Annotated in this window: 9 protein-coding genes; all 9 read left to right on the plus strand. The window is 67.2% G+C overall.

Annotated elements, in window-relative coordinates; translation table 11 throughout:
- Positions 1–63 precede the first annotated feature (63 nt).
- Positions 64–1278: an ATPase, T2SS/T4P/T4SS family gene (locus tag QZ149_RS06260; RefSeq protein WP_291450464.1), complete on the plus strand. Its 1215-nt coding sequence runs from the start codon at positions 64–66 to the stop codon at positions 1276–1278.
- Positions 1275–2141, plus strand: coding sequence for a type II secretion system F family protein (locus QZ149_RS06265; protein ID WP_291450465.1), 867 nt, complete (start codon positions 1275–1277; stop codon positions 2139–2141). Before QZ149_RS06260 ends, QZ149_RS06265 begins: the two co-directional genes overlap by 4 nt.
- Entirely contained in the window at positions 2138–3034 is an 897-nt protein-coding gene (locus QZ149_RS06270; protein WP_291450466.1) for a type II secretion system F family protein, read from the plus strand. Before QZ149_RS06265 ends, QZ149_RS06270 begins: the two co-directional genes overlap by 4 nt.
- A gap of 27 nt (positions 3035–3061) precedes the next feature.
- A complete protein-coding gene (locus tag QZ149_RS06275) occupies positions 3062–3232 on the plus strand; it encodes a hypothetical protein (RefSeq protein WP_291450467.1) in 171 nt (56 codons plus the stop codon).
- A complete protein-coding gene (locus tag QZ149_RS06280) occupies positions 3219–3602 on the plus strand; it encodes an ABC transporter (RefSeq protein WP_291450468.1) in 384 nt (127 codons plus the stop codon). Before QZ149_RS06275 ends, QZ149_RS06280 begins: the two co-directional genes overlap by 14 nt.
- Positions 3599–3997, plus strand: coding sequence for a 1-hydroxy-2-methyl-2-(E)-butenyl 4-diphosphate synthase (locus QZ149_RS06285; protein WP_291450469.1), 399 nt, complete (start codon positions 3599–3601; stop codon positions 3995–3997). The genes QZ149_RS06280 and QZ149_RS06285 overlap by 4 nt, the downstream gene beginning before the upstream one ends.
- A complete protein-coding gene (locus tag QZ149_RS06290; RefSeq protein ID WP_291450470.1) occupies positions 3990–4415 on the plus strand; it encodes a hypothetical protein in 426 nt (141 codons plus the stop codon). Before QZ149_RS06285 ends, QZ149_RS06290 begins: the two co-directional genes overlap by 8 nt.
- Before the next feature lie 84 nt (positions 4416–4499).
- A complete protein-coding gene (gene gdhA, locus QZ149_RS06295; protein WP_291450471.1) occupies positions 4500–5861 on the plus strand; it encodes an NADP-specific glutamate dehydrogenase in 1362 nt (453 codons plus the stop codon).
- 144 nt (positions 5862–6005) lie between these two features.
- A partial coding sequence (locus QZ149_RS06300) for a PCRF domain-containing protein (protein WP_291450472.1) occupies positions 6006–6819 on the plus strand: 814 nt, incomplete at its 3' end.

Consider the following 6819-nt stretch of genomic DNA (forward strand, 5'->3'; position numbering starts at 1 on the left):
CATTCCTGAATAACCCTGTTACTTTCGACACAATGGTTCTGTTTGGAGCGAGGAGGCTCAGCGATGGAAGCCATCACGCGTGCACTCGCCGCGCGGGTACGAGAGGGTTTGGCAGCGGGCGGCATCGATGCCGCGCGGGATCCCCGGGCCGTGCGTGCCCTCATTGACCGCGCCATTGACACCCATGCCCCCGACATGCTCCCTACTCAGCGCGAGCAGGTCGAAGCGGACCTGATGGACGACATCTGCGGCCTCGGCCCCCTTCAGGCCCTCATGGACGATCCGGGCGTGGAGGAAATCTGGATCAATTCGGCCTCCCGCGTGTTCGTGGCCCGCGGCGGGGTCGCGGAGCTGACCAGCCTCATTCTCACGGACGAGGACGTGCGCACCCTCGTGGAGCGGATGCTGCACCACTCGGGGAGACGTCTCGACCTGTCCAGCCCCTTCGTGGACGCGATGCTTGCCGGGGGAGAGCGCCTGCATGTCGTCATCCCGCCGGTCACCGGACAGTCCTGGAGCGTCAACATCCGTAAGCACATTCAGCGCGCCCGCACCCTGGATGACCTGGTGGCCGTCGACATGGTGCCCCCGCCGATGCGCGACTTCCTGGCGGCAGCCGTCTGCGTTGGACTGTCGGTCCTAGTCTCGGGCGGCACGCAGGCTGGCAAAACGACGCTCCTGCGCGCGCTCGCCGGTGAGCTGCCGCGTTCGCGGCGCGTCATCTCCTGCGAGGAGGTGTTCGAACTGGGCCTGGCCAACTGGGACCACGTGGCCATGCAGACACGCCCTGCGGCCGCCGAGGGCACGGGCGAGATCACGCTGCGAGACCTCGTACGCGAATCCCTGCGTATACGCCCCGAGTACCTGATCGTCGGCGAGGTACGAGGCCCCGAAGCCCTTGACCTCCTCGTGGCCCTCAACGCGGGCGTGCCCGGTATGGCAACTGTGCACGCGAACTCGGCGCGCGAGGCCCTCGACAAGCTCTCGATTCTGCCTCTCCTGGCCGGTGAGAACGTCACGACGGGATTCGTGACCCCGACCCTGGACTCGTCCATCGACCTCGTGTGCCACGTTGAGCGCAGCCGGGACGGACAGCGCTACGTCTCCGAGGTGCTCGCCGTGCCCGGGCGGGTCGAAGGCAACCGGATCGAGACGGCCTCGCTCTTCACCTACGACGGTGGCCGCTGCGAACGAGGCACGGGTTCCCTCGACCTGCATGATCGCTTCGCTGCTGCGGGCTTCGACCTGGCCTCTCTGCTGGATTGGGGGACGCTGTGATCGCCATCGTGTGTGGACTTATCTTCGGGATCGGCCTTGTCATGGCCCTGTCCCCGTGGTTCACCCCGCCACCGAAACGCTCGCCCTGGGGGCCGTGGAAGCGCCTCTCCGACGATGTGGCGCGCGCCCGCGTCCCCGGACTCAATGCCGTGCGACTCATCGCGGTCAGCTTCGGCCTCGGCGTGGTCGTTGCCCTCTCCGTTCTGCTTGCGACGGGAGCCTGGCCGGTCGCCCTCATCGTCTCCATCGGCGTGGCCTTCCTGCCCTACGCGTGGGTCGTCTCCCGCGTGGCTGGTCGCGCCAAGACCGTGCGCGCCGCCTGGCCCGAGGTCATCGACGCCATGGTCTCCGGCGTGCGTGCCGGAACCTCTCTGCCCCAGGTCCTGTGCGACCTCGCCGACGAGGGACCCGACCCCGTTCGTTTCGCCTTCGAAGCATTCTCGCGCGACTACAGCGCTAACGGGCGCTATGAACTCGCCCTGGACAAGATGAAAGAGACAGTCGCTGACCCGGTTGCTGACCGCATCGTCGAGGCCCTGCGCGTCGCCCGATCCGTCGGCGGTGCCGACCTGACCCGCCTCCTCCAAGACCTGGCCACCTTCCTGCGCGAGGACGCGCGCGTACGAGGAGAACTCGAGGCCCGCCAGTCCTGGACCGTGGGCGCGGCCCGACTGGGGCTGGCCGCCCCCTGGATCGTCCTGCTTCTGCTCTCCGGCGGGGGTACCAGCGCCCACGTATGGAACTCGCCCGGAGGAATTGCAGTCCTCTTCGGCGGTGCCGGCGCATGCGTCATCGCCTACCTCCTCATGAAAGCCATCGGACGCCTGAGCACCGATCCTCGAAACCTGGGAGGCACGTCATGAGTCCCTGGATCTTGCTCGCCTTCGACGTCATCGTCGCATGCCTCGCCGTCGGCGGCGTCACCCTCATCGTGCGATCCCTGGCCACGCGCCACCTCTCCTTCGCCGCCCGCGTCGCCCAAGGACGTGTCCAAGAGGACACCACACCCGAGATCACCCGATGGCTCAGGCGCATGGGAGCCTCGGCCCTGGACTCCCTGGGATCCACCAGCGAATCCGTCGCCCGCCGACTCATTTTGGCCGGGGCAGCCCCCGAGGTGTCCGTGTTCCGCCTGCGTCAAGCCGCCGCCGCAATCGCCGGACTCATCGGCGCTTGCCTCGTCCTCACAGCCCGCTCGACCGCTTCGCTGCGCGCGTCGATCATCCCGCTTGTCGTCTGTGCCCTCGTCGGCACCCTACTCGGCGTCGCAGGCATGGACCGCTACCTCACGCTGACCGCAAACCGCCGCCAACGCGCCATCGATGCTGCCGTCCCCGACTGCTCGGAGCTGCTGGCGCTCGCGGTCGCCGCGGGAGAGTCGATCCCTGCCGCCATCGAGCGCGTCGCAGGGTGCGCGGGAGGACCCCTGGGGATGGAACTCGGGCTCACGGCGGGACACATCCGTAACGGCATGCCCTCGGTGCGGGCGCTCGCCGAGATGGTTGATCGCACCGACTCGCCGGCACTCACGCGCCTGGCCCGTACGCTGACCACGGCCATCGAGCGCGGCTCACCCCTGGCCTCGGTCCTGCACGACCAGGCGCGCGACCAGCGCGAACGCTCTCTCGCGGCCCTCATGGAGGAAGGCGGGCGACGCGAGATTGCGATGCTCCTGCCCGTCGTCTTCCTCATTCTGCCGGTCACCGTCATCTTTGCCCTCTATCCGGGCCTCATCGCCCTGGATTTCACCCCGTAAATGAAGCAGACACGAAAGGAACACACCATGAAGAAGTGGTTACGCAAGCGCCAGCCGCTCGGGGAGCGCGGGGATGTGCCCGGCTGGGTGCTCATTACGCTCATGACCGCTGCCCTGGTCGTCGTCATCTGGGGCGTCGCCTCAGAACGTCTCGTCGAGATCTTCAACCGTGCGATGGACTCCGTTGCGGGCATTTGACGGCGACGAACGCGGCTCCGAGGTCGTCTCCACGGTCCTCGTCCAAGGCCTCGTGGTTCTCGTCATACTCCTGCTCGTCCAAGTGACCTTCGCGTCGTACGTGCGCACGATGAGTGTGAGCGCTGCATCTGAGGGTGCGCGCCGCGGCGGTCTGCTGGGTGGAGACGAGGATGAGGCGGCCAAACGCACGGGCGAGCTGTTGGATTCCCTCGTGGGGGCCTCGCGCGACCGCGAGATTTCGGTGACCCGCGAGTCCGACGCGGGCACAGACATTCTCGTCGTCACCGTGCGCACGCGCCTGCCGCTCGTGAGCGGGCTTGGGCCGCGCTGGCTGACGGTACACGGTCGCAGCCTCGTGGAGGGGCCGTGAGCGAGCGCGGGGACGCCAGCGTTGAATTCCTGGGAATCCTGGTCGTCCTCGTGATCCCGGTTCTCTACATCGTCTTGGCGGTCGGCCAGGTCAGCGCGGGGGCGATGGCGGCGGATGCGGGTGCGCGTGAGGCAGCGCGCATCCTCGCTGAGGATGTCGAGCGCCAGGCGGACGCCGAGCACGCGGTCGCCCTTATTGCCGAGGACTTCGGCGTGGGTTCCTCCCCCTCGATGTCGTCCATGTGCGGGGCGTGCGGCAGCGCTGACGGCATGGTTGAGGTCAGTGTCTCGGTGCGCGTTCCGCTGCCTTTCCTGCCCGCGTGGCTCGGCGGTGTTGGCGTGGATGTCTCCTCGAGTGCCAGCGCGCCCGTGCGGGAGGTGGTCTCCGGTGGGTGAGGAGGGGCGCGTCGGAATCCTCATGTGCGCGGGCTGCGCCTTCGTGTGCCTGCTGTTGTTCGTGACGCTGGCGCTGACGCAGGTCGCGATGCAGGACCGGCGCTTGGTCTCGTGCGCGGATGCGCTGGCCGGTGCCGGGGTGGGCGGAGCGTCTGCGTCGTCGGTCCTGGTGGGGCAGACCTCGGGCACGGACGAGGCCGGGGCAGCCTCTCGCGTTGACGTGGCGCTTGGTGCCATGGCGACGACGACGTGCCGCGTGGGGGAGGGCGTGGTGGTGACGAGAGTGAGCGTTCAGGGAGGGGAAGTCGAGGTGAGTGTCAAGGCTCGTCCGCGCGTGTCCCTGGTGCCTCCGGCCTTGCGCGGAGTGGTCATTCCTGAGCTTGAGCGGACATCGAGCGCACGAATGAGAGGCCTCTAATCTGTGCGAAAAAGGTGTTCTGTGCGACGGTCACATCGTGGGACGCTGATAGCGCCTGAGTAAACGAAGCGTAAACTTTGGGCCATGAGCAGCTTTGATACATCGCGACTTAACCCTGCACTGGCTTCCGTTTTCGAATCTGTCCAGCGCCGTGACCCCGCCCAGGCTGAGTTCCACCAGGCCGTCTACGAGGTCCTCCTCACGATCGCCCCGCTGGCTGAGCGTCACCCCGAGTACGCCGACCTGGCCATCATCGACCGCATCGTCGAACCCGAGCGCCAGCTCCAGTTCCGCGTCCCGTGGGCCGACGATTTGGGCAACATCCACGTGAACCGCGGCTTCCGCGTCCAGTTCAACTCCGCTCTCGGCCCCTACAAGGGCGGCCTGCGCTTCCACCCCTCCGTGAATCTGTCGATCATCAAGTTCCTCGGCTTTGAGCAGATCTTCAAGAACGCCCTGACCGGCCTGCCCATGGGCGGTGCCAAGGGCGGCGCGGACTTCGACCCCAAGGGCAAGTCCGATGCCGAAGTCATGCGCTTCTGCCAGTCCTTTATGACTGAACTCTCCCGCCACATCGGCCCCGACACGGACGTGCCCGCCGGTGACATCGGCGTGGGCGGCCGCGAGATCGGCTACATGTTCGGCCAGTACAAGCGCCTCAAGAACCGCTTCGATGCGGGCGTCCTGACCGGTAAGGGCCTGACGTGGGGCGGTTCCTTCGCACGTACCGAGGCCACCGGCTACGGCCTCGTCTACTTCGCCGCCGAAATGCTGGCCGCCAAGGGCACCAGCTTCGACGGTAAGCGCGTCGTCGTCTCTGGCTCCGGCAACGTTGCGATCTACGCGACCGAGAAGGCCCAGCAGCTGGGCGCGACCGTCGTGGCAGTGTCTGACTCCTCCGGCTACGTCGTGGACGAGGCTGGCATCGACGTTGCGCTGCTTAAGGACGTCAAGGAGGTGCGTCGTGGACGCGTCTCCGACTACGCGGCCGAGCGTCCCAGCGCCACCTTCGTGGCTGACGGCTCCATCTGGGACGTTCCCTGTGACGTCGCCCTGCCGTGCGCCACCCAGAACGAGCTGCCGCTGTCCGGCGTTCAGAGCCTCATCAAGAACGGTGTCCAGCTGGTCGCCGAGGGTGCGAACATGCCCACCACCCCTGACGCAATCGAGGCCCTGCAGGCCGCGGGCGTGGCCTACGCCCCCGGCAAGGCCTCCAACGCGGGTGGCGTGGCCACCTCCGGCCTCGAGATGCAGCAGAACTCCGGCCGCACCCAGTGGCCCTTCGAGGAGACCGACGCGAAGCTCCACCAGATCATGGTTGACATCCACGCGAACACTGTCGCCACCGCCGAGGAATACGGCGTGGCTGGCGACTACGTTGCCGGCGCGAACCTGGCGGGCTTCCGTAAGGTGGCCGACGCGATGGTCGCGATGGGTCTCATCTGATCCCATTCCTGTCAGTGCCCCGGCGTCCTCGCGGCGTCGGGGCACCGCTATTCTGGCCTGGATCTGTGGCCCGGTCTGCGAAACGCCCGACACCGACCACTCCTCGCGCCCCTGGTGAGGGCACGAATCGGCTACCCTGGGTGTGTGGCCATTGAATTTTCTGAAGAGATCCCGTCCCTGCGCACCACGATGGAGAACATCCTCGCTGTCGTGCAGCCGGACAAGCTGCGCGCACAGATCGCCGAGCTGAACGAGAAGGCAGCCGCCCCCGACCTGTGGGACGACCCGAGCGCCGCGCAGGCTGTCACCAGCGCGCTGAGCCACCGCCAGAGCGAGCTTGATCGCGTCACGCAGATGAGCGAGCGCATTGATGACCTTGAGGCCATGGTGGAAATGGCCGCCGAGGATCCCGACGAGGGCGCTGACATCCTGGCGGAGGCCGAGGCTGACCTGGAGAAGCTGCATAAGGACCTGTCCGACCTGGAGATCCGCACGCTGCTGGACGGCGAGTACGACGAGCGCAACGCCGTCATTACGATCCGAAGCGGCGCGGGCGGCGTGGACGCCGCCGACTTCGCCGAGATCCTCCTGCGCATGTATCTGCGCTGGGCAGAGCGCCACGGCTACCCGACCAAGGTCATGGACACCTCTTACGCGGAAGAAGCCGGTCTGAAGTCGGCGACATTCGAAGTCCAGGCCCCCTACGCGTACGGCACGCTGAGCGTCGAGGCAGGCACCCACCGCCTCGTGCGCATCAGCCCCTTCGATAACCAGGGCCGCCGCCAGACGTCTTTCGCGGCCGTCGAGGTCATCCCCCTGATCGAGACCACGGACCACATCGAGATTCCCGAGTCCGAGCTGAAGGTGGACGTCTTCCGTTCCTCGGGCCCCGGCGGTCAGGCCGTGAATACGACCGACTCGGCCGTGCGCATGACCCACATCCCCACGGGCATCGTCG

The sequence above is a fragment of the Actinomyces sp. ICM47 genome (genome assembly GCF_905369875.1).
Classification (GTDB): Bacteria; Actinomycetota; Actinomycetes; order Actinomycetales; family Actinomycetaceae; genus Pauljensenia.